The sequence below is a fragment of the Verrucomicrobiota bacterium genome, assembly GCA_034440155.1.
GTDB lineage: Bacteria > Verrucomicrobiota > Verrucomicrobiia > JAWXBN01 > JAWXBN01 > JAWXBN01.
Genome location: JAWXBN010000127.1, coordinates 1 through 21,106, shown reverse-complemented (window position 1 = coordinate 21,106; position 21,106 = coordinate 1). Strand labels below are relative to the sequence as shown.

22 protein-coding genes are annotated in these 21,106 nt (G+C 48.7%); 10 read left to right on the top strand and 12 right to left on the bottom strand.

Annotation, left to right across the window (positions count from 1 at the left end):
- Positions 1 to 1,372, bottom strand: a 1,372-nt coding sequence (locus tag SGI98_12830; GenBank protein MDZ4744288.1) for a DNA repair protein RecN, incomplete at its 3' end; no start/stop codon positions are given.
- Positions 1,373 to 1,425: 53 nt separating this feature from the next.
- Here SGI98_12830 and SGI98_12825 point away from each other — a divergent pair.
- Genes SGI98_12825 through SGI98_12810 form a run of 4 tightly spaced genes read left to right on the top strand, consistent with a single transcriptional unit; the run spans position 1,426 to position 4,874 of the window.
- On the top strand, positions 1,426 to 1,794 hold the full coding sequence (locus SGI98_12825; GenBank protein ID MDZ4744287.1) for a (2Fe-2S) ferredoxin domain-containing protein: 369 nt from the start codon (positions 1,426 to 1,428) through the stop codon (positions 1,792 to 1,794).
- A 6-nt stretch (positions 1,795 to 1,800) separates the two neighbouring features.
- Positions 1,801 to 2,583 (top strand): MBL fold metallo-hydrolase, encoded by a 783-nt coding sequence (locus tag SGI98_12820; GenBank protein ID MDZ4744286.1) that lies wholly within the window; start codon positions 1,801 to 1,803, stop codon positions 2,581 to 2,583.
- Positions 2,584 to 2,589: 6 nt separating this feature from the next.
- Entirely contained in the window at positions 2,590 to 3,795 is a 1,206-nt protein-coding gene (locus SGI98_12815) for a TIGR03790 family protein (protein ID MDZ4744285.1), read from the top strand.
- An 11-nt stretch (positions 3,796 to 3,806) separates the two neighbouring features.
- Complete coding sequence (locus tag SGI98_12810) at positions 3,807 to 4,874, top strand: glycosyltransferase family 9 protein (protein ID MDZ4744284.1); 1,068 nt, start codon at positions 3,807 to 3,809, stop codon at positions 4,872 to 4,874.
- On the opposite strand, the gene sppA is transcribed toward SGI98_12810, so the two are convergent.
- Positions 4,871 to 5,950 carry a signal peptide peptidase SppA gene (gene sppA, locus SGI98_12805; GenBank protein ID MDZ4744283.1) on the bottom strand — a complete coding sequence of 360 codons (1,080 nt, stop codon included), beginning with the start codon at positions 5,948 to 5,950 and terminating at the stop codon, positions 4,871 to 4,873. The genes SGI98_12810 and sppA overlap by 4 nt on opposite strands.
- A 94-nt stretch (positions 5,951 to 6,044) precedes the next feature.
- Between sppA and SGI98_12800 the strand changes: the two genes are divergently transcribed.
- The 4 genes from SGI98_12800 to SGI98_12785 are packed head-to-tail and all read left to right on the top strand — an operon-like array spanning position 6,045 to position 9,892.
- A complete protein-coding gene (locus tag SGI98_12800) occupies positions 6,045 to 7,004 on the top strand; it encodes a hypothetical protein (GenBank protein MDZ4744282.1) in 960 nt (319 codons plus the stop codon).
- Complete coding sequence (gene larB, locus SGI98_12795) at positions 7,001 to 7,681, top strand: nickel pincer cofactor biosynthesis protein LarB (protein ID MDZ4744281.1); 681 nt, start codon at positions 7,001 to 7,003, stop codon at positions 7,679 to 7,681. The genes SGI98_12800 and larB overlap by 4 nt, the downstream gene beginning before the upstream one ends.
- Before the next feature lie 30 nt (positions 7,682 to 7,711).
- Positions 7,712 to 9,106 carry a nickel pincer cofactor biosynthesis protein LarC gene (gene larC, locus SGI98_12790; GenBank protein ID MDZ4744280.1) on the top strand — a complete coding sequence of 465 codons (1,395 nt, stop codon included), beginning with the start codon at positions 7,712 to 7,714 and terminating at the stop codon, positions 9,104 to 9,106.
- A gap of 33 nt (positions 9,107 to 9,139) precedes the next feature.
- On the top strand, positions 9,140 to 9,892 hold the full coding sequence (locus tag SGI98_12785) for a glycosyltransferase (protein MDZ4744279.1): 753 nt from the start codon (positions 9,140 to 9,142) through the stop codon (positions 9,890 to 9,892).
- A gap of 132 nt (positions 9,893 to 10,024) precedes the next feature.
- On the opposite strand, the gene SGI98_12780 is transcribed toward SGI98_12785, so the two are convergent.
- The 6 genes from SGI98_12780 to SGI98_12755 all read right to left on the bottom strand — a co-directional run bounded on the left by SGI98_12780 (position 10,025) and on the right by SGI98_12755 (position 13,945).
- Entirely contained in the window at positions 10,025 to 10,657 is a 633-nt protein-coding gene (locus tag SGI98_12780) for a superoxide dismutase (GenBank protein ID MDZ4744278.1), read from the bottom strand.
- A gap of 155 nt (positions 10,658 to 10,812) precedes the next feature.
- A complete protein-coding gene (locus SGI98_12775) occupies positions 10,813 to 11,208 on the bottom strand; it encodes a type II toxin-antitoxin system VapC family toxin (protein MDZ4744277.1) in 396 nt (131 codons plus the stop codon).
- The gene (locus tag SGI98_12770; protein ID MDZ4744276.1) at positions 11,205 to 11,468 is read right to left on the bottom strand and encodes a hypothetical protein; all 264 of its coding nucleotides are present in this window, start codon (positions 11,466 to 11,468) and stop codon (positions 11,205 to 11,207) included. The genes SGI98_12775 and SGI98_12770 overlap by 4 nt, the downstream gene beginning before the upstream one ends.
- A 217-nt stretch (positions 11,469 to 11,685) precedes the next feature.
- Positions 11,686 to 12,108, bottom strand: coding sequence for a biopolymer transporter ExbD (locus SGI98_12765; protein MDZ4744275.1), 423 nt, complete (start codon positions 12,106 to 12,108; stop codon positions 11,686 to 11,688).
- Between the two features lie 20 nt (positions 12,109 to 12,128).
- Positions 12,129 to 12,923, bottom strand: a complete 795-nt coding sequence (locus SGI98_12760; protein MDZ4744274.1) for a MotA/TolQ/ExbB proton channel family protein — start codon at positions 12,921 to 12,923, stop codon at positions 12,129 to 12,131.
- Between the two features lie 23 nt (positions 12,924 to 12,946).
- On the bottom strand, positions 12,947 to 13,945 hold the full coding sequence (locus tag SGI98_12755) for a sugar phosphate isomerase/epimerase (protein MDZ4744273.1): 999 nt from the start codon (positions 13,943 to 13,945) through the stop codon (positions 12,947 to 12,949).
- A 153-nt stretch (positions 13,946 to 14,098) separates the two neighbouring features.
- On the opposite strand from SGI98_12755, the gene SGI98_12750 reads away from it, so the two are divergent.
- A complete protein-coding gene (locus SGI98_12750) occupies positions 14,099 to 16,441 on the top strand; it encodes a tetratricopeptide repeat protein (protein MDZ4744272.1) in 2,343 nt (780 codons plus the stop codon).
- A 31-nt stretch (positions 16,442 to 16,472) separates the two neighbouring features.
- Here SGI98_12750 and SGI98_12745 read toward each other — a convergent pair whose 3' ends face one another.
- The 3 genes from SGI98_12745 to SGI98_12735 are packed head-to-tail and all read right to left on the bottom strand — an operon-like array spanning position 16,473 to position 19,010.
- Positions 16,473 to 17,234, bottom strand: coding sequence for a hypothetical protein (locus SGI98_12745; protein ID MDZ4744271.1), 762 nt, complete (start codon positions 17,232 to 17,234; stop codon positions 16,473 to 16,475).
- Positions 17,218 to 18,129, bottom strand: a complete 912-nt coding sequence (locus SGI98_12740) for a LysM peptidoglycan-binding domain-containing protein (protein ID MDZ4744270.1) — start codon at positions 18,127 to 18,129, stop codon at positions 17,218 to 17,220. The genes SGI98_12745 and SGI98_12740 overlap by 17 nt, the downstream gene beginning before the upstream one ends.
- Positions 18,130 to 18,131: 2 nt before the next feature.
- The gene (locus tag SGI98_12735; GenBank protein ID MDZ4744269.1) at positions 18,132 to 19,010 is read right to left on the bottom strand and encodes an AraC family transcriptional regulator; all 879 of its coding nucleotides are present in this window, start codon (positions 19,008 to 19,010) and stop codon (positions 18,132 to 18,134) included.
- A gap of 77 nt (positions 19,011 to 19,087) precedes the next feature.
- On the opposite strand from SGI98_12735, the gene SGI98_12730 reads away from it, so the two are divergent.
- Positions 19,088 to 19,903 (top strand): phytanoyl-CoA dioxygenase family protein, encoded by an 816-nt coding sequence (locus SGI98_12730; protein MDZ4744268.1) that lies wholly within the window; start codon positions 19,088 to 19,090, stop codon positions 19,901 to 19,903.
- A gap of 27 nt (positions 19,904 to 19,930) precedes the next feature.
- Here SGI98_12730 and SGI98_12725 read toward each other — a convergent pair.
- Positions 19,931 to 21,106: L,D-transpeptidase (locus tag SGI98_12725; GenBank protein ID MDZ4744267.1), on the bottom strand; the 1,176-nt coding region annotated here is incomplete at its 5' end.

Genomic DNA, 21,106 nt, shown 5'->3' with positions numbered 1-21,106 from the left:
GGGGGACAGAGTCTTCCTCGGCGAGCACCCCCTTGATCGCGAGCATGACACGGGAGATCTCCCCGTTGGAGGCGATTTCACGCAGGGGCTTGGCGGGTTCACCGGGGTTTGGTGCAAAGAGGAACTCTACCGAATCTTTGCCGGTGGCGGTGAATCCGGGATTTGATTTAAGATCGATCGAGAACTGGGATTGTTTAAAGCCGAGTGAACCCAGCTCTTGGGCAATTTGTTTCGCGAGCTTTGGTGCGGCGACCCGCCTTTGTTGGTTTAATCTCCCGGCTTCGACCTCGAGATTTTTCTCCAGAGCAGCAATTTGTTTGGTGAACTGGGCCATTTGCTCGTCGCGGCTTTCTAGGCTGTCGAGCTTTGCCCGGGTGTTTCGAGCAAAATCCAGAATCTCGGGGATATTCGCCCCGTATTTACGTTTCAGGGTTTGGATCAAGGAGATACGTTCACTGATCCGGTTGAACTCCGCCGGGTCGACCTCGAGGCTGTCGGCATAATCTTCTAAGTCAGAAATCAGGGTCTGGAGTTCATTAAAGCCGCGGTCATTAGCATCGACCAGCGGTTGGGCGGAGGCGTCCAGACTGGCGATGTCCTGCAAGTGGCGCTGGAGTTGATTCAGGCTCTCGAGCAAATTGCTCTCACCGAGGGTGAGGATGGTTTGTGCGGACTGGATGTGTTCCGCCAGTTTCTTCGAGTTTGCTGAGCGTTTATAACGGTTTTCGAGGTCATCCCCGTCTTGAGCGGGGTTTAACTGAGCTGAGTCAATCTCGCTGAGCTGGAAACTCCAAAGGTCGAGTTGTTGTTTGGCCTCGCGTTCATTAATAACCAGCGAGTCACGTTCATCGAGCAATTTGCGCCAGGAACGGTATCCTAGGGAGAATTGTGCCCTGGCTTGCCCGAGCCCGGCGAATTTATCGAGGATGGAAAGCTGTTCATCCACAGAAAAGAGGGATTGATGGTCGTGTGGGCCGTGCATGTCCACGAGGCCGCGGGTAATATTTTTGAGTGTCTGGAGATTCGTCGGGCTGCCGTTGACGAATTGTTTACCGGTACTGGAGATGGAGAGGATACGTTTAATAATGAGCTGCCCGTCATCACAGGCTTCGAGCCCGTTTTCCTCGAGGCGCGGTGCAAATTGCTCCACGAGTGCGGGGGAAAGCTGGAAAAGAGCCTCGACCGTGCATGTGTCGGCACCGGTACGGATCAGGGATTTGTCACTGCGTTCACCGAGGATGAGGTCTAAGGCCCCGATAATCACTGATTTACCCGCGCCGGTCTCACCGGTAATAATATTGAGGGCATTGGACAAATCCCATGAAAGGTCTTCGACCAAAGCCAGGTTTTTGATACGTAAAGTTTCGAGCATGGGTGTATTTTTCGTTTTGGACAACTCTGGCGCGAATGCTAGTCTAGGCCGGTATGAACGACAACCGCAAAAATCTGATTCCTTTCAAAAAACATGTTTTTGTCTGTAACGGGAAATCCTGTACGGCCCGGGGGTCAGCCGCGGTGAAAGAACGATTCATGGAGGAGCTTAAGGCGCGCAATTTGCTCCGGAAATCCAAGATCGAGGGTGATATCATGTGTACGGACTGTTCGAGTGTGGGACTTTGCGAGATCGGCCCGGCGGTCTTGGTTTACCCTGAGGGACTCTGGTATGCGGATGTGAGCCCGGAAGATGTGCCCCGGATTATTGAGGAGCACCTTTTGCAGGGTAAACCGCTCTGGGATAAGGTTCAAAATCGGGTGCCCAGCGATAAAGACAGTAACGTGCAGGAATCAATATAATTTTTCATGGGACTAAAATTTACATTTTTAGGGTCAGGCACATCACAAGGGGTACCTCTCTTGGGGAAGAAGTATCCCCCGGAATATCTGGCTAACCCCAAAAATCACCGGACACGTTCCTCGATCTACGTCCAGTCGGATACGACGAATATCCTGGTCGATACCACGCCGGAAATGAGGATCCAATGCCTGCGAGAAGGGGTGGAACGTGTGGATGCCGTGGTGATTACCCATGCGCACGCCGATCACATCATGGGAATGGACGATTGCCGGAGGTGGTGTGATATTCTGGGTGGACCCTTGCCGGTTTACGCTTCACCAGCCACGATGGAGCTGATTAAACACATCTTTTTTTATGCATTTACACCGGTAGGACCTATCCCGAGGGGATATTTCCACCCGGATGCGAGGATGTTCACCAGTAAAATAGAAATCGGTGATATCAGTATCACGCCTTTGCCGGTGCCCCACGGGCGCATGACGACGTATGGTTTACTCTTTGAATACCAAGGGAAGGACCGATTTGCTTATATTAGTGATGCAAAGACTGTGCCCGATGAAATAATCCAGAACTTAAAAGGGATCGGGGTTGTTGTATTAGATGCTTTGAGACCCCAAGAACATCCCACCCATATGAGTTTGTCAGAGGCACTGGAAGTAAGGGCCCGGATCGGGGCGGGAACGACCTATTTCACCCATCTGACTGAGTATTACGACCATGACAAAGATCAGGCAAACCTCCCTCCAGACGTATTTTTCGCATGGGACGGACTCAAGGTGGAGTTTTAAAGGGAAATGAACAGGCGAAACACATTAAAGCCTCGGGCTCTTTCCATCCTCGGCGTGATCCTCTTATTATGTTTGTCGCCGGTACTTTGCGCCCAGGATAATTCCCTCAGCCGATTCGTGGCCGTCGTTTATAATTCCCAAGAGCCCGGAGCGGCCGATCTTGCCCGGCTTTATGCCCGGGGAAGGGGGATTACTGATGAGCAAATCATTGAAATCCGTTGTGACCGGGGAGAGGTGGTCACCCGGGATCATTTTGACTTTAAAATCAAGTGGCCAATCAGGGAACAACTCCAAAAACGTAAACTCTATCATTTCCGGCTGAACCCACAGGACGAAGTTCATAACGAGGAGAGTATCCGTTACCTGGTTTTGATTCGGGGCATCCCCCTGAAAATCGCCGCGACGAGTGCGTCAGAGCCGATGCCTGATTATCTCATCGATAAGTCGCGCCCGGATCAAAAGCCTCCTGCGGAATTAAACCGTAATGATGCGGCTGTGGATACCGAGCTCTGCCTTTTGCCTTTGATTAAATATCCATTGACCGGGCCATTCCCAAATTTCTATTTTAATGCCAAGGATCGATTTGTGGGGAATAACCAGATGATTCTAGTCACACGGCTGGATGGCCCCACTTATCAGGATGTGGAGAAGATGATCAAAGACACCTTGATTGCAGAAAGGAACGGAGGGGTAAAAGGAAAAGCGTTTATTGATGCACGGGGAATAAAAGAGGGGCCTTATGCCATCGGTGACTTTTGGCTCAGGAGTGCGGCTGCGGATTTTAAAAAGAAAAAAGTCCCGGTTGTTTTTGATGAACAAGAAGCCCTTTTTGGACCGAAAGTGGATATGCGCGACGCGGCATTTTATTTCGGCTGGTACGCCTCCGATATTTGCGGGCCCATGAAACCCGGGGATTTCAGGTTCCCCCTAGGAGCGGTGGCCTATCATATCTACTCATTTAGTGCGAATACATTAAGGAGTCCCGAGGCGAATTGGTGCGGGCCACTCATCAGCCGAGGGGTCGTCGCGACGATGGGTGCAGTCAATGAACCTTATTTACTCTTTACTCCGGATGTGGGGGTATTTGCTAACCGGCTATTGAGAGGGTGGAATTTTGCGGATAGTGCCTATGCCTCGCAGCGGATGGTCTCCTGGCAGATTACAATCATCGGGGATCCCCTCTATCGACCCTATCCTCAAGGGAAAGAATGATTTTTTCGAATATGAAACGGTTTTTTTTAAGGAATTTTTTACGATTAATCCTGCTTTGCCGGAGTGGAAAGAGGCCACCGCTCATTTGTCCTACCGATCGTTACCCTAAAATCCTGATTATCCGCAGGAACCGAATGGGGGATATGGTGTGCACCCTGCCGATGATTCGCCAGATAAGGAAACATTTTCCAAAGGCTTGGATAAGGGTGCTGGCGGACAGGGAAGGGGAGCTGATGGCATCCGCCTCCGGTCTCTGTGATGAGATCATCATCTTAGAGAAGGAAGGGGGACGTTACGCCCAGATTATCCAGAATGCAAAATATGCCTGTGGATTTGATTACAGTTTTGCGGTGAAAGTGGGTTTTGACAGTTTGGCAGCTTCTCTCGCTTTTTTAAGTGGAGCGAGACGGCGGATGGGGTTTGTGAATGAAAATGATCCGGATCTGAGGGAACGCTTCCTTTATACGGACCCGGTCGAGGTGCCCTTAGAAAAGGAACACCAAGCGGTGAGTTGTATGCGTTTACTCCTCCCGATGGCGATTCCGGAAGGCCCCTATGATTTCAGTATCAAGGTCTCCCCGGAATACGAGGAATTCGCAAATCAGGCGTTATCCGGATTTCATCTGGAGGAAAAGGGATTTGCTCTCGTGAGTGTGAGCACTAACCAAGAGGATCATTGGTCGGTGCAGAATTTCTCGGCCCTGTGCCAATGTATCAGGAGTGAACTCGGTTTCAGTGTGGTCATTACCAGCACTCCATCAGACCGGGGAATCGCGCGCGATTTAGTGACCCTGTGTGATCATGATTCCATTTGCTCGATAGACACACCGGGGGTTCTGCATCTGGCGGCCATTATCGGAAAAGCACGGTTTGTCATTGCTTTTGAAGGGGGGCTAGCCCATCTAACGACCGCCTGTGGTATTCCCGGGGTAATCCTCTGGCGGAAAAATGCGCCCTTCGAGAAATGGAAAGCCCTGTCATCAAAGCACCATTACGTCAGGGGGGAACCGGTCTCTGATATCTCGGTGAGTGAAGTGCTCCATGCGGCCCGCCACGTCATTGATGAGAATAGTCTTTAAAAGAGATGATAAGACAGGAAATAGGCTTTACCGGGCTGGAGCTTGAGTTCGGCGGGCAGACCCAGATCGATCTTGAGGGTTTTTTCAGCTTTGGCCTCCCCAAATAAACGGAAGAAATCGCTGAAACTGAAAGGAATCTCATACTCTACGACTTGGGCGTTACTTGCATGTCCCAGCTCTTCTGCTTTTTTGACCGCGTCTTCAAAATAACCATTCTGGTCAATAAGCTTATTCTGCATGGCTTGTTTTCCGGTGAAAATACGTCCGTCGGCAAGGTTATCCCTGAGTAGGGCGGCGTCAATAATCTCCCCGTTCCGGTTTCTTTCAGAAAGGACAATAGTATAGAACTTATCATAAGTTTCCATAATGAGGGATTGAACAAGATCGATTTCTTCCTGTGTGGGCTCGCGATCCCCGTTAAGGATATCTTTATAACGCCCACTTTTAAATGTCAGGGTTTTAAGCCCGACCTTGTCGAATAAATCCTTGTAGTTCAGCGTCTGCATGATGACCCCGATCGAACCGGTAATCGTGAGCTCATCTGCGATAATGTAAGTCGTACCCATGGCAGCATAAAATCCACCACTGGCTGCGATAGAGCCCATATAACAAACCACCGGTTTTTTTGCGCGGGCTTCTTTGAGAGCCCGGTAGATCTGGTCGGAAGCCAGCACTTCCCCGCCGGGGGAATCAATCCGGAGGATAATGGCTTTAACCGTGGGGTCCTTCACCGCGATATCGAGCTGGTCTTTGATCTGGCCGACCATGCCTTCCGGTTGGGCGGGATTTTCGGACATGCTGGAAATAATGCCTTGGAGGCGGATGACCGCGATTTTGTCTGGTGATTGGCTGTGTCCGGAGATGAGTTGCTCTTTATAATGTTGGTTTCGCAGCGAGACAGTGTGGGTCGATGCGGATTTCTTGCCGATGATCCCGAAAAAGAGGATCAAATTCGCAAAAAGGCTCAAAATGAGGATCACAATGAGCAATTTGCTTGTTTTCTTTTTGGGGAGAGGTGCGGGTGCTGTCCACGCCGGTAAGGGTGGGGGAGTGGGGGGATAGATGGAGTCTGACATGCAGGAATCAAAATACCCGACTTTTTGTTTTCGGCAATACAGAAAAAGGTCCGTCTTGCACTACGGGATAAACCCGCTATTAATCCTTCTCAAGATGTCATCCCGCAGATTGCCCTATTATCTTATCCTTTTTGTGGCCACCGTTATATGGATATACCTTTTCTTTTTCCGGGATTATCTACCAGGGACAGCGATCCATATCGATGTGAAGTGGGCATCCTATGGCATGCTTTCGGCCCTCGGCATCTTTTGGTATGGATTCTTTAATCTCCTTGAGAGTTGGCCGCGTTTCCTGATTTGGATTTTCTTGATGGTCGTTTATTTTTATCGGAAGCCTTTGAAGAAAATTCCTGAATGTGGTTTTGATATGATAGGGTTGGTGGTGTTAGTGCCCGGATTACTTTGTTATCTCATCGGGGATCAGGCGAGTATGGTAAAAATCGGGATGATCGGACTGATCCTGACGACCTATGGGTTACTCTGGGTGCTCCTTGGCCGGTGGATATTTAAATATTTTTTTATTCCACTCGTATTTTTCCTCATGGCTTATAACCACATCTGGATGGAGTGGATCGGGTTATCGATTTGGCTCAAGGAAAAAGCGCTCCAGATCGCAGGAGGTATCCTCCATGTCTATGATCAGAGAGTATTGGTGCGTTCCTTGGAAATCACGATCGAAGGCCAGGGACAACCAGCCGTAAGCTTGACGGGGACTTGGTTGACGCAATCGAATACCAGTTGGATTCCCCTTTTACTTGCGCCATTCCTTGCCACGGCATTCCTTTTTTGGAGGCGGGTGAAAATGAGTTGGATCATTGTTTATACACTTTTTGTCCCGCTTGAAGGGTTTATCACCCAGATGTTAAGGATCATCTGCCTTACTCTTGGGGCCCTCTATTTTGGGGAAGGTTTTATTAACTTTATGAAACCATACCAAGTATTTCTCGGGGTTATGTTGAGTATTTCGGTTGAATTATGCCAGATCCTGATATTCTGGTGGGTTTGGATAAAGGGAGGTCGCCCTACTGATACTGGAAAAGAGGAAAATGTATGAAAGATAAACCAGTGGATTATGTCGATCTAGGATTTGCCAAAGTGGATTTAGACAGGGAAAGACGAAATGGTTTTCCCGAGGTGATTTATGGGGAAGGGAAAACCCCCGGACAAATCGCCCTGATTGCCGCTGAAATCATTAAAAAGTCGGGCAAATTGCTCGTTTCCCGGGCTGATCCTGCGGCATTTGCAGCTGTCCGCGCCATTTGCCCGAAAGCACGTTATCATGAGATTGCCCGCTCGATTACTGTCGAGCTTAAACCCAGTAAAAAGGCCCCGGGCATGATCGCGATTCTTTGTGCCGGGACATCGGACCTTCCGATCGCTGAGGAGGCAGCCGTGACAGCGGAGATTATGGGGAACCGCGTCGAGAAATTTTATGATGTAGGGGTGGCGGGATTAAGCCGTCTCTTGAGCAATTTGCCCCGGATCCGTAAGGCCCGGGTGATTATCGTCGTCGCTGGGATGGATGGAGCGTTACCGAGTGTGACTGCCGGGCTCGTGGATAAACCCATCATCGCAGTCCCGACTAGTATCGGTTATGGAACGGCATTTAAGGGGGTGGCGGCTTTGCTGACGATGTTAAACTCCTGCGGGAGCGGGGTCACCGTGGTTAATATCGATAATGGTTTTGGTGCCGCCTATGCTGCCAGCCAGATAAACCGTTTGACTAAATAGTAAAACACAACTCAATATTGGATTAATATGATGAAAAAAATTCTATATCTCGATTGCTTCAGTGGTATCAGTGGGGACATGCTCATGGGAGCATTAGCCGATCTCGGGGTGAAACCCTCCGCATTCGAGTGGGAATTAACCAAGTTGGATATCGGTGATTTTCACATGCATTTTGACCGGAAATTTAAAGGGGCCATCGAAGGTGTCAAATTCAGTTGCCACGAGGGTAAAGTCCACACCCATGCTCAGGATGAAAAAGATGGTGACCATGGACACGATCATTCCCACGATCACGGAGAGGAATGCGGTCATGACCATCCCCACGAAGAGGGACATCACCACCATGACCATCCACATGATCACGAGGATGGCGGATGTGATCACGAGCATGATCATCCACATGTAGAGGGCCATGACCACGACCACGATGAAGGGCATCATCACAGCCATGATGAAAGCCGGAATTACTCACAGATCAGGGATTTAATCGAAAAGTCATCCCTTTCCCCTTTTGTCAAAAAGCATGCGGTGGGTGTTTTTCACCGGGTCGCAGTGGCAGAAGGCAAGATTCACGGGTTACCCCCTGAAAAGGTTCATTTTCACGAAGTCGGTGCCCTAGATTCCATTCTGGATATTGTTGGTGCCTGTATCGGTATCGAGGCTCTTGGAGTGGATGAGGTCCATGCCAGTGCCTTACAGGAAGGCCACGGATTTTTGGAATGTGCCCATGGACGTTTTCCGATACCATCCACGGCCACCCTTGAGATATTGCAGGGGATCCCTCTTTCCCAGACGGATGAACCCTATGAATTAATCACCCCGACGGGGGCGGCGATTCTGGCGGAATTCTCAAAATCATTTGGACTCATGAATCAATTAAGTACAGTCAGGGTGGGTTACGGTCTGGGTACGCGCAATTTGCAAAGCCGTCCAAATGTCCTCCGTGCAGTCTTAGCCAATGTCCCCGGGGAAAGTGCCGGGCCTCACACGGATACGGTCGTCGTGATTGAAACAAATCTTGATGATGTCACCCCGGAGATTATCGGACATGTGCTCACGGAGTCTTTCCAAGCAGGAGCTTTGGATGCTTGGAGTACCCCGGTGCAGATGAAAAAGAACCGTCCGGGTGTGCTTCTGTCGCTTTTGACTGAACCCTCACGGGCGGATGAACTCGCCAGATGGCTCATGAGGGAAACCGGCAGCTTTGGTGTCCGTTATACTCATTATCATCGCAGCAAATTGCACCGGGAGATTAAAACGGTGCAGACTACTTATGGGCCGGTAGAGGTAAAAATTGGGCGTGACGAATCCTCCGTAGTTGTTTTTAGTCCTGAGTATGAGTCTTGCCGTAAGATTGCCGAGAAGGGGAAAGTCCCCGTCAGGCTCGTCTATGAGGCGGCTTTGAAGGCTGTCAAAGCCGACTAAACAAACGAACCATTGCGATTAATCGATATTCCTATGTCTGAACTGGCACTCAATCCGACGATTTCATGTATTATTCCTGCATTTAATGAGGAGAAATACATCCAACGTGTCATTGAATCCGTCCAAGCGGCAGGGGAATATTACCGCCACCAGAAAAATCTCGCCATTGAAATCATCGTGGTGGATAACCACAGTAAAGACCGCACTGGCGAAATCGCACAGGAGCTCGGAGCAAAAGTCGTTCATGAACCCAGTAATAACATTGCCCGTGCCAGTAATATCGGGGCATTAATGGCTGGGGGCGATTTTTTAATGTTTATCGACGCAGACATGGTTCTCAGTAAAGACTTGATTTGTGGGGTCGATGATAACCTGATAAATCCGGAGGTGGCCGGGGGAGGGACACGTTCACGCTCAGAGAAGTGGTCCTGGGATTTCTCGGTTTACCGGACGGTTCAAGATTCATACCGCCAGCTTTTTGGTGGATTCCGAGGAGTATTCCATTGCCGTCGGAAAGATTTTGTGGATCTCTTAGGGTTTGATGAACGGAATTTCATTGCAGAAAAGGTGGAGTTTTATCATCGCCTCAAAGACCATGGCAAATTGCGTAACCAAAAAATCCAGGATGCACCTGCTGGTTTCGTGAGTGAGTCCGACCGGATCGTGAGCCAGAATGGCGTGATGGAAGTCGTCGGAAAAACATTTTCCCTGTGCTGGACTCCGAATAAAAAGATAAGGGACATCAGCTTCTGCGGACCTTGGTATAATGTCCGTCAAAACTCATAGTTTTTTCTTCTGATCAGCGGTCAAAATATCCTTGGTGATTTTGAACACTCGACTGGTCGAAAAGTGATTGATCAAAAAAAAGGCGGAGCAATTTGCTCCGCCTTTTGAAGGATAGAAAAAAGGATTACCAGATTATTTCGCGGCGGCGTAGTTCTGAGCGACTTGGCTCCAGTTAACGACATTCCAGATAGCTTTAAGGTAATCGGGACGACGATTCTGGTATTTAAGATAATAAGCATGTTCCCAGACATCGATTCCAAAGATGGGTTTACCTTCGACTCCAGCGACGGCTTTTCCCATGAGGGGATTATCTTGGTTTGGGGTGGAGACGACTTCGAGTTTGCCACCATTCACGACGAGCCAGGCCCAACCGCTGCCGAAACGGGTCGCACCGGCGGCTTCGAGTTTGGCTTTTAACTCGTCTAGGCTACCGAAAGCGGCTTTGATCGCATCGGCGAGGTCACCAGTGGGTTCCCCACCGCCACCTTTGCCAGCAGGGGCGAGTAAGGTCCAGAACATGCTGTGGTTCAAGTGACCACCTCCGTTATTGCGCACGGCACCACGGATATTTTCTGGGACAGTAGAGATATTGATAATGATTTCGTCGATCGATTTATTTTCCCAATCTGTGCCTTTGATAGCGTTATTAAGATTGGTCACATAAGCATTGTGATGTTTACCATGATGGATTTCCATGGTCGCCGTGTCGATGTGGGGTTCGAGGGCATCCTTGGCGTAGGGGAGTTCTGGTAATGTAAAGGGCATGGTATTTTGCTCCAAGTATATTTGATTTTTGTTTGAGTTTAAAATTTTGTTTATGCCTGAGATAGAGTATGTTGCGTCCGTAACAGGATAAATCTAGTCTTAATATTTCATGAATCGCCAATTCCGCAAGGCAATTCATGAACGATGTCTTCAGACTATGCCAGCGGGTTTACGATATTCAAGCCCGGGATTAGACTAAAATGTTTGTCCGCTGTCATCAGAGTGAGGTTATTACACATAGCAGTTGAGGCGATCCATAGGTCGTTGGTGGGGATTGGCTGCCCTGATTGTCTCAGGAGTGATCCTATCCGAGCGTAAACCTCGCAAGTGTCATAATCAATCCCCATAAGACTGACCACAGACTGTTCCAAAAAACGGGAAAGTTTTTCTAAATTCATCTTTTCACGGTTTCCAATTCGGAACCCGTAGAGTAATTCACCCACGACTGTCATCGAAAGGTAGACATGTTCAGATATTGAGACAGTGTCAATGGAGTGTTTATCTCCCTGCATGAGAGATGTATAGGCATTGGTATCAAGGAGGAGTTTCATTTCCAGTGTTCTTCATCGATTTTGCCAAAAACCTGATTAATTTGCTGATCGAAACTTCGTTTTTCTTCCCCTGTCCATTCACCGAAAAATGAATCTAATTGATGACCGATTAATTTTGGTTCGGGCTCATCTGTGATGCCAAGGCCTTTGCTGATCAAATAAAGGGCAACCTGGTTCTTAGACCATTTTTTTTGGTGGCAAATGAGATTAATCCCTTCTTCAAGCTTAGGGTTATTGGTGCGAATCGTTAGCTGAGTCATAATGAATCATCGCATGACTCACTCATTTTCTCAAGTGACAAATCTGAATTAAAATTCACTCCGAGTGGTCTCATTAGTTATGACACCGAAATAGAGCAGTCTCGAAAATGTCCCGAGCATCACCCCCTGCGGGGAAGACTTTCAGGATAAAAATAATCAATACAGAGAGGCAGGGTAGTAATAAACTCCAGAGGAGTATTTTTTTAGTCGTGACAAATCATTGCTCGCTATTAGCGGGCATAGTGGCAAAGGCGACGTTCCAAATATCGGCTTCGCGGCAGATATTGAGGGTGTCGATGATGAGTTTGTATTCCGTGGTTTGGCTGGCACGGATGATGACACTTTGATTGGGGAATTGTTTGGAGAGTTCACCGAGGATTTTCTGGAGTTCGGTGGGTTCGACGACACGGCGGTTAAGGATAATCGCCCCGTCTTGGCGGACATTGAGGACAACAGTGTCAAAGGGACTCTGGGTCTCACGGCTGGCACTGGCGCTGGGGATTTTAATATCGAGCTCATTCTCGTAACGTGCGGCATTCCAAGTAAGGAGGAAAAATGTCAACAGGAAGAGAATGACGTCGATCATCGGCGCCAGCTGCATCATCAGCGGTTCATATTGTTTGTTTTTGCGGAAATTCATAAGGCTGGAGAATATCCCGTTTATCCCACTTGTTTGTTTTGAGCCCTGATTTTCGCGCCGATTTGCTCGATCAAATCAGTCGTTTCGAGTTCCATCAGTGATATCAGGCTACTGAGGCGGCCACGGAAATAAGCAAAAAGAATCAGTCCGGTTAACCCCACAAAAAGACCCATGACTGTGGCCACGAGGGCTTGGGAGACCCCGCTGGCGAGGAACATTGTGCGCATCGGGCTGGTTTCTGTGGCGATAGTGCCGAAGGCGCGCAAGATACCGACAACTGTCCCCACTAGTCCGATCATCGGGGCGACGGCCCCGATATCTAAGAGGTAATAAGCGAGTTGATTCATCTTTGCTGACTGGCGGTTGCCCTCTGTGCCAGCGATTTCTTTGACCGCTGTAAAATCTGCTTCCGGGTTATTCCGGGCAAATTCCAAGGCACGGTAGATAATAGCCGGGACAGCTCCTTTATTTTTTTCCGAGAGATCATGGAGTTTTATGAAGTCGCTCGATGAAATATAAGTCTGGGCGGCATTGAGGTAACTCTCGGTGACAATATTAGATTTCCGCAGGTACAGGAAATTCATAATGGCAATGACAATGGTGATAATGGAGGCAATGATCAAAGGTACGGCGATCCAGCCCGCTGAGCGGAGATAATCCAAAAGGCTGAGTTCTTTGACCTTTTGGATTTTAGCGGCCGCTTCTGCGGCAGTCGGATCCTGAGCAGAGACGTAGATCGTCGTGAAAATAAAAATAACCCCGAGCACCCACAGGAGGGTGCCGGAGTTCCACAAAGAGAAATGAGTTTTTTTCATAAGGTCAAGATTTGGTCAAAAGGTTACTTCCTTTCGAAAGCTGCGTCAAATGCGACATTACTCGGGGCAAAGTCGACTTTTTTGACGAATGCCGCCGCTTCTGTAGCACCGTGTTCACGATCCATGCCGATATCTTCCCATTCGACAGACAGCGGGCCGCCATAACCGATCCGGTTGAGCGCACGGATAATCTCCTCGAAATTGATCGAACCACGTCCGAGGGAGCGGAAGTCCCAGTGGCGGCGGACATCACCGAAAGAAGTGTGGCCACCAAAAACGCCAGCTTCGACAGGGGTCGTGGACCAGTAAACATCTTTCATGTGGACATGGTAAATGCGGCTGGCGAATTTGTAGATGAATTTCACATAATCGACATTCTGGTAACCGAAGTGGGAAGGATCATAGTTAAACCCGAATTCTTCACGGTTCCCGATGGCTTCTAGGGCGCGTTCAGCCGAGGCGATATCGAAAGCGATTTCTGAGGGATGGGCCTCGAGGCCAAATTTGATCCCGCATTTCTTGAATTCATCAAGGATCGGGTTCCAGCGATTTGCAAAATCGGCAAAACCATCATCGATTTGTGCGGGGCTGACGGGGGGGAAGGAATAGAGTAAATGCCAGATTTTCGACCCGGTGAAGCCATTAACGACTTTAACCCCGAGGTTTTTTGCGGCATGAGCAGTTTTGATGAGTTCTTCCGCAGCACGTTTACGGACATCTTCAGGTTTTCCGTCACCATAAATATGGGGGGGGAGGATGGATTGATGGCGTTCATCAATATTATCACAGACGGCTTGACCGACAAGGTGGGTCGAGATGGCCCATGTCTTTAGGCCATTTTTCGCGAGGGTGGCGAGGCGGTCGTCGCAATATTCCTTTTTCTGGGCTTTGACCACATCAAAGTGATCACCCCAACAGGCGAGTTCAAGTCCATCGTATCCAAAGCTTTTTGCTTTTTGAGCCATGACTTCAAAGGGAAGGTCTGCCCATTGGCCTGTGAATAATGTGACGGGACGTGCCATATCGTTATCTCCTGTAATGATTAGATTGCTTTTAGTGTGTCTTGCGAAAGAAATAGAGAATAGGAAGCCCTCGTTGAAATGCAACCCATGAAATTTGATAAATTTTGATCGAAAACTTTTCCGCTTTCTCCAGTGTTATAGGCTACGAAACTTGTGAACAGGCTTATCTACATAACACTCGGGATTTGTGGGGTATATATTGCCGCCGCAAATTGCTCCTTTGCCCAGACCAATAATCAGGGGGTAGCCGGGGTGACAAATATGATTGTGATTGCGCAGGCTAAATTCCGCAATGCCAATGAACTCTTTGACCAAAAAAAATATGCGGACGCATTAAAAGCTTTTAGTGATTATTTAGTTGAATTTCCCTTTGAGGAAATCAACCGGGAAACAACGCTTTTCCGGATTGCGGAGGCTTACCGCCAGCTTGGGCGTAATGTCGATGCCTTACAAGGTTACCAGACTTTTGCGGATAGTTATCCTGAGTCTACCCTTTACCCTTTGGCGGCGGTGAGGTTAGGGGATTTGCTCTCGATCGACGGTAAATATCAGGATGCCTTGGTTTATTATTCAACAGTCCTGACAAAAACTCAGGATCAGGAACTCAAAAATAGCGCGCAATTTGCATCAGCCCGGACTCTCCAGGCTCTCGGGAAAGGCCCGGAGGCTGCCGAGAAATATGCGGAGCTGACGAAAATCAGGGAAAATAATCCTTACCTGACGATCTCCGCATTGGCAGCGGCAAATCTTTTTTATGATGCCGGGGACTTTACGCGGGCCATTCCCTTTTATCAATCGGTGAAAACCGATGATTCAAAGCCCATTCTCCAAATGGAGGCGAGTAATAAGCTCGGGAATTATCTCATGGCACAAAAGAATTATAAGGATGCCGCAGGCGAATTCCGTTTTGCACGTAATTTAACCATTGATGACCCGTCGTGGAGGCAGTGGGCATCCCTGCAGCTCTTGCAGTGTATGGCTCGGTCAGGTGATTCAAATGGGGTACTCCTCCTTTATGAGACACCGGGGGAAACCTTTCCTGCGGGGAGTGAAGAGGATGTCTGGCTGATGGTTTGCCAGGCCGCTCGGGCCTCGGGGGATGATACGAAAGCCCTGAAATATTATGACCAATATTTAAAGAAATATGCTGATGCACCAAATGCCGATGTCATTGCTTACGACAGGCTTTTTATCATCACTAAACGGAAAAATCAGGAGATATCGGGAATCGCGGATACATTCCTGCTCAAGTATCCAAAGTCTGCCTATACCCAAAATGCCCGTTACCTCATAGCCCGGGAGAAAATTGCACAAAAAGATTTCCAGTCCGCATTAAAAAGCTTTGATGAAATGGTCAAGAGTCCTATCCCTGCTGAGATTAAGCCTGATGTCCTCTATGAAAGGGCGAGGATCCGTTTGCAATTCAAAAATTACCCGGAAGCCGTCGAGGCATTAAAACTTTTCACTCTGGAATTGCCTGATGATAAAAGAAGGAGTCAGGCCCTTTATCAATTGGCATTAGCACAACAGGCGGTCAATCAAAACGATGACGCCGTGGCGACACTGGGGCTTTTGCTCAAGTCCTATCCTAAAGCCCCCGAAGGTGAGGATGCCCTAGCGCAACTTGCTTTGTTGAATGGACAGTTAGGGCGGAAAAAAGAGCTGCGTGGGAATTTTCTGGCATTAATGAAGGAATTCCCCGAGTCAAAAAAATCTGATGAGGCGAATTACTGGGTGGGATGGAGCTTCGCCGAGGAGCAGGATTTTGTCAGTGCCATGCCTTATTTGAAGGATGCACGGGGACTCAATGACAAGGATTACGGAGCTAAAGCGACATTCCGCATGATCCTCGCCCTTTACGCCCTGCAAAAGCCCGAGGAGTTATCCCGCGAAATATACACGTATGAAAAGTATAAAACGACTCCGGATGTCCCAGCAGGCATTTACGGTTGGCTAGCGGAAAAATTCTTTACCCTCGGCCACTACGCACAGGCGGTTCCGTTTTACGAACGCCTGCTGAATGCCGATGATGCCACCCCGGACATGAAAAAAGGAGGGCTTCTTCAGTTAGGCCGGGCCCAGATCAAGGCGGAACTTTATGAAGATGCCGTTGTCTCCCTTGAGAAATATGTAAAAATCTACAATAAACCAGAGGAACAGGTGATTTGCCTGCTCGAACTCTCCACTGCCTATCGCGGAGCGAAACAATTTGCGAAGGCTCGGAGTTCCGCGGAAAAAGTCATGGAATTCACCGGGGAAGGTTGGGCGAATGCTGAAGCGCGTTTGCTTTTGGGGAAAGCCTATTTTGACGAAGGTAAACCCGAGGAAGCCGTAAAATACTTTAAAAGTGTGGCCCTGCTGTATTATGACCCGCAAATTGTTCCCCAAGCCATGACTTTACTAGCGGAAGCTTATGGGAGACTGGGGAAAACGTCTGAAAAGAATCAGACTCTCAAAGATCTAAAGGAGCGATTCCCCACTTATTCGGAGGAGTAAGGGCTCTTGAGGTGAGCCCATGGAGGGATTCTTAAAGGACGTCATTAGCGCGGAGTTCGATCCCGTAAGAGGTTTCGATTTTATAGACTTGGCCGAACCGAGTCACCCAGATTTTGAGTAAACTGCTCCCGTCCATTTTTGATTCAATGACGTAGGCAAGCACCTTTTCATCTCCGATCAGGGTTTTTGTCGAATAAGCCTCGATGGAGGTTTTATCCCCGTAACTTTTGGCAATGTCCCGATAGTCTTGGGGGATTTCGTTACCAAGGGTTTTCATATCTGTTCCGAAGTTAAATGGGATATTGACTGCCACCGGTTCAGCCGCCGGGTCCAAGCTGTAATGGATGGATATTTGATTATCGAGGCTTGAACCGTTAAAGAGGAAATTAATATCAGAGACTTTGCCTCGGCCATCAAAGGATTGGAGACGGGTTTTTTTATCAAAATCCATTCGTGCCGAGAAATTCAGGGAGTAGTCACGGGAGAGGAAAGGCATTTTTAAGTCAGTGCTTAAAAGACAATGGTAGATGGTGTCCGGGTGGGAATTCCCGGCGGCGGCAAGTTGGGGGTTCATGCGGACATAACCAATTATTTTTGGACCTTGGTAAATCGTGAGTTCTGTCATCTCAGGATATTCTAAGATTTTTTTGGCTACGGTCTCAATTGATTGAGGGATACGGGATGAATCAAGGTTCAAAAACTCCTGTTGGATCATCCAGCCCATCATAACCGCCCAAAAAAGGATGATTCCGGGAATCAGGAGCCTTTGGGATAACTTATTTTGGAATGACAAGGTTTTGACCGGGTTTCAAGTTTTTGGGCTCCCCGAGTGATGGATTTGCATCCAGGATTTTCTGCCACTTATTCGAGGAATGATAGAATTTCCGAGAGATACTGGCAAGGGTATCACCGGATTTAACCGTATAAGTGGTGTTTGATCCTAAGTCAGAGGACACCGGTGGTTTATTGAAGGGCTCGAGTGAAGGTTTTGAGATGACAGGAGCCGCTGTCTGTGGAGATTTATCCGGTTGGGATAATAGGGAGATTTGCTCTTGCGCATTCGTTGATGTAGCGGCTACGCCTGTAGGAATAGGGGCTGGGGGTGTCGCGACTTCCTTTGTGGCGGGCGGGAGAAGGGGTTGTTGTTTAGTTGGAGCTACTGCGACGGGTGTAGGGGATAGAGCTGGAGGTGGGGTTTCTTTAGGACTGCCTTTAGACTGGAGTTGTTTACGTAAGTTACCCATTTGTGTGAAGAGCGAGTTATTTTCGGCTTTAAGCCTCATAATCTCGGCCTTTTCACTGGAGAGCATGACGGAATCCTGGGCCATGAGTTGTTGCATGGAGTTCTGGATGAATTCCTCAACCATTTCTTTTTTGCCGGATTCAGGTCGCAGAGTCATGTATTTGCGGAAATGATAAATAGCAGAAATATGGTCCTTGAGTTTGTCCTCGTAGATCAAACCCATTTCTAAATGGGCTTTGGCAAGTTCAGAGTTTTGCCGCAAGGACCGTTCGAAATAGTCGAGGGCTCCGAGGTAATCCATCATCCCGTACTTTTCTTTGGCTTTCTGGAAATTGGAATTATTCTCATCATTTGCATCGGGGGAAGTGGCTTGCCGGATTTTATCACAGCCGCTAAGAAAAAGGAGAGCTGCTAGGACAACAGCGGTAAAAGAGGATCGTAACATGCTTATTTTTTAGTCTTGAATCCTGATGATTGCAAACCATCTTTACGGAGGGGACGGGAGAGAATGCCTTTGTCTTGGAGACAGGATTGTCGGTGCACTTTCGGACTGCGCCCGTATTTCTGTGAAAAAAGGCGGCTGAAATAATAAGGGTTCTGGAATCCTGTCTGGATAGAAATGCTCTTGATGGAAAATGAGGTGAATTCGAGGAGTTTGGCAGATTCCGCCAGCCGGAGATCGATAATCGTATCAATCACGGATCTACCGGTTTGTTCTTTAAAGAGGTGTGCAAACCGTGATGGGGACAGGCCGATGGTTCGCGCGAGGTTTTCTACCGTATGCTTTTCATTAAATGATGAAGTAATGATTTCTAAGGCTTTTTCGACCCGGTCATCCCGGTTGATATCACGGAGGTTTGGATTCGCCTCGGATATCCAAAGAAGGCTTTCTTCGAGTGCATTCATGATGAGTTGGCCTTTGTGGAAGGAAGGCATCCGGTCGTAGGCTAACATCCGCTTCATCGCCCTTTCGATTTTCTGGCGGTTGTTTGTGCGCCGGACGTGAAGGGAGAGTAATCCTTGGATGGGGGTATGGGGGAGGTTCAGCCATCGTAACCAGGATTCGGGAGGGGAAAAGTGTGCCCAGAGGAATCGCCAGCCTTTACCGAATGTTTTATAGTTTTGATAATGTTTTGGCTGGTAAATATTTACATCCCCCGGTCCACAAAAGACCTGGGTTTTATTCTGGGCAAATACCCCATGGCCGGATAATGTATAAAATATCAGCCAGTCCTCAGAGCCCTCTTTCCGGATTTGGTGGTAGTTACTCGACTGAAGGAAATGGTCGCAAGCACGAATGGAGGAGGGGAAGACTGACGTTTGCATATAGCAGGATTATATAGTATTTCAGCAGTCCCGTCTATTGTCTTGGTCGTAATTATATGCGAGACTATTCCAAGCATATGAGCACACACACTTTTTATTATACACTCACCGATAAGGAAATCCGACAATACCACGAAGAAGGTTATTTACTCATTAAAAACCATTTTTCGCGGGAGGAGGTGGATGAGATTATCCGGGAGACCAATGCCCTCGATCAAGCGGGTGGTAAGCCTGGTTTGTACGAGCCAAATACAATCAACCCGAGTGAAGAACTGGCACGTTATCCCCGGATTATACATCCCCACCGCTCTGAAGCTTGGGCGAAACACTATATGCTCCATCCCAAAACCGGTGATATACTGACCCAGTTGATGGGCGTAGCCCCCCTTGCATCGCAAAGTATGTTCTACTGGAAACCTCCCGGGGCAAAGGGGCAGGCCTTCCATCAGGACGACTTTTATTTGGCGACTCAAGAAGGTAATTGCGTGGCATGCTGGACGGCCATTGACCATTGTGACGAGGGTAACGGGGCGATGGTGGGTATCTTGAAATCCCAACAGACCGACATTGTTTGTCCTGAGCTTGCGGATGAGAAAATTTCTTTCACCCGTGAATTAGTGAAACCACCGGCAGGGTCAAAGTCAGTATTGGTGAAAATGGAGCCCGGGGATGCTTTTTTCTTTAACGGACGATTTATCCATGGTTCCGGCCCGAATAAATCAGAGAGCCGCTTCCGCCGTGCCTTTATCTGCCATTATGTACCGAGCACAGCCACAGCCATGTCGAAAAACTATCTACCTGTCCATCGCTTTGATGGGCAAACCGAAGATTTCGGAGCTTACGAGGGAGGCAGTGTCTGCGGGAATGAATTTCCCGCTGTGGCAGCTCATTGAAGCAACTTGCTTTATCGCCCCTGTTGGTTACCGGGGAAAGTCGGTTTCGACGTACACGGGGGTGTGGATCGAGATGGAGGAGAGGAGGCGTTTGGCGTTCCAATTCGACAGGCGGAAACAGCCGTGGGATTCGGTGAGTCCGATGTCTTCGGGGCGGGGAGTGCCGTGGATGCCGTAACCGGGGCGGTTTAGCCCGATCCATGCGACGCCCACGGGGTTATTTGGTCCGGCAGGAATGATTAACTTGCCTTTGATGCCTTCCCTGCGTGATTCTTCTACAAAAAGGTCTGAGCTAAACAGATAGGTGGGCTCAGGGGCATATTTGATGACTTCGAGGTGGCCAACGGGGCGTTTTTCCTCTTTTTTAGCGATAGAACAAGGGAACTGGGCAATGAGTTTATTATTCTTATCGTAGATCCTGAGGATTTTTTGTCTGAGTGAGATTTGAATGAGCCCAGCCTTGGGCAATTTCGGGTCGGAGGTATTTGGGACTGTTACCACAGTGCCGGCGGGAGGGTTCGGCCAAGGGAGGTTGGGATTAAGTTTACGAATGGAATTCTGGCTTCCATGGAATTTCTCAGCGACGAGTTCCAGTGCCGTTTCATAATCCAAGACCGTGCGTTTGGCTTTTTCTTTCCATTGTTTGGGTATGGCCTTGAGGCGGGCGAGATCTTCGGCTGTAAGACTATAAGTCGTCAGGGTATCGGCTGTGGAACCAAGGCTGGTTTTGGTAGCATCATCAAGTGTGCCAGTGACAGGCAGATTCTTTTCTAGTTGGTAAGCTGCGATGGCCTGACGGCTTTGACGTCCCATGACCCCGTCTATACATCCCGGGGAAAAGAACTGGCGGTCGAGCAAGACTTGGTAACCGATCGTTCCGCGGAATTTCATTGTTTTCTCAGGATTCATCGGAGGAAGCTCCTCAAAGGGTGGGGCCGATGGAAGAACCGGACTCTGTGTGGTGCTAGTAGGCGAAGCTTCCGGAGCAGGAGGAGTCGGTGTGAAATCAGGCGTAGGTGCAGGCACCGGGGCAATTCTTTTTGTAGGTTGAGGGGATAATGAGGGCTGAATGGGGGCAGGGCTTTCTACCTTTGGACTGGATGATTTAAAGTCCTCAAACTGGGGTTTTATAATCACACGTTGTGGCTGGACATTAGCGGGGTCACCGGTTTGCGCATGGAGTGGCACGGACAAAATGATCAG

Bases quoted from the DNA above. Each gene is read 5' to 3' on its own strand.
- SGI98_12825 (MDZ4744287.1), top strand. From the start codon at position 1,426: ATGAACGACAACCGCAAAAATCTGATTCCTTTCAAAAAACATGTTTTT.
- SGI98_12820 (MDZ4744286.1), top strand. From the start codon at position 1,801: ATGGGACTAAAATTTACATTTTTAGGGTCAGGCACATCACAAGGGGTA.
- SGI98_12815 (MDZ4744285.1), top strand. From the start codon at position 2,590: ATGAACAGGCGAAACACATTAAAGCCTCGGGCTCTTTCCATCCTCGGC.
- SGI98_12810 (MDZ4744284.1), top strand. From the start codon at position 3,807: ATGAAACGGTTTTTTTTAAGGAATTTTTTACGATTAATCCTGCTTTGC.
- sppA (MDZ4744283.1), bottom strand. From the start codon at position 5,950: ATGTCAGACTCCATCTATCCCCCCACTCCCCCACCCTTACCGGCGTGG.
- SGI98_12800 (MDZ4744282.1), top strand. From the start codon at position 6,045: ATGTCATCCCGCAGATTGCCCTATTATCTTATCCTTTTTGTGGCCACC.
- larB (MDZ4744281.1), top strand. From the start codon at position 7,001: ATGAAAGATAAACCAGTGGATTATGTCGATCTAGGATTTGCCAAAGTG.
- larC (MDZ4744280.1), top strand. From the start codon at position 7,712: ATGAAAAAAATTCTATATCTCGATTGCTTCAGTGGTATCAGTGGGGAC.
- SGI98_12785 (MDZ4744279.1), top strand. From the start codon at position 9,140: ATGTCTGAACTGGCACTCAATCCGACGATTTCATGTATTATTCCTGCA.
- SGI98_12780 (MDZ4744278.1), bottom strand. From the start codon at position 10,657: ATGCCCTTTACATTACCAGAACTCCCCTACGCCAAGGATGCCCTCGAA.
- SGI98_12775 (MDZ4744277.1), bottom strand. From the start codon at position 11,208: ATGAAACTCCTCCTTGATACCAATGCCTATACATCTCTCATGCAGGGA.
- SGI98_12770 (MDZ4744276.1), bottom strand. From the start codon at position 11,468: ATGACTCAGCTAACGATTCGCACCAATAACCCTAAGCTTGAAGAAGGG.
- SGI98_12765 (MDZ4744275.1), bottom strand. From the start codon at position 12,108: ATGAATTTCCGCAAAAACAAACAATATGAACCGCTGATGATGCAGCTG.
- SGI98_12760 (MDZ4744274.1), bottom strand. From the start codon at position 12,923: ATGAAAAAAACTCATTTCTCTTTGTGGAACTCCGGCACCCTCCTGTGG.
- SGI98_12755 (MDZ4744273.1), bottom strand. From the start codon at position 13,945: ATGGCACGTCCCGTCACATTATTCACAGGCCAATGGGCAGACCTTCCC.
- SGI98_12740 (MDZ4744270.1), bottom strand. From the start codon at position 18,129: ATGTTACGATCCTCTTTTACCGCTGTTGTCCTAGCAGCTCTCCTTTTT.
- SGI98_12735 (MDZ4744269.1), bottom strand. From the start codon at position 19,010: ATGCAAACGTCAGTCTTCCCCTCCTCCATTCGTGCTTGCGACCATTTC.
- SGI98_12730 (MDZ4744268.1), top strand. From the start codon at position 19,088: ATGAGCACACACACTTTTTATTATACACTCACCGATAAGGAAATCCGA.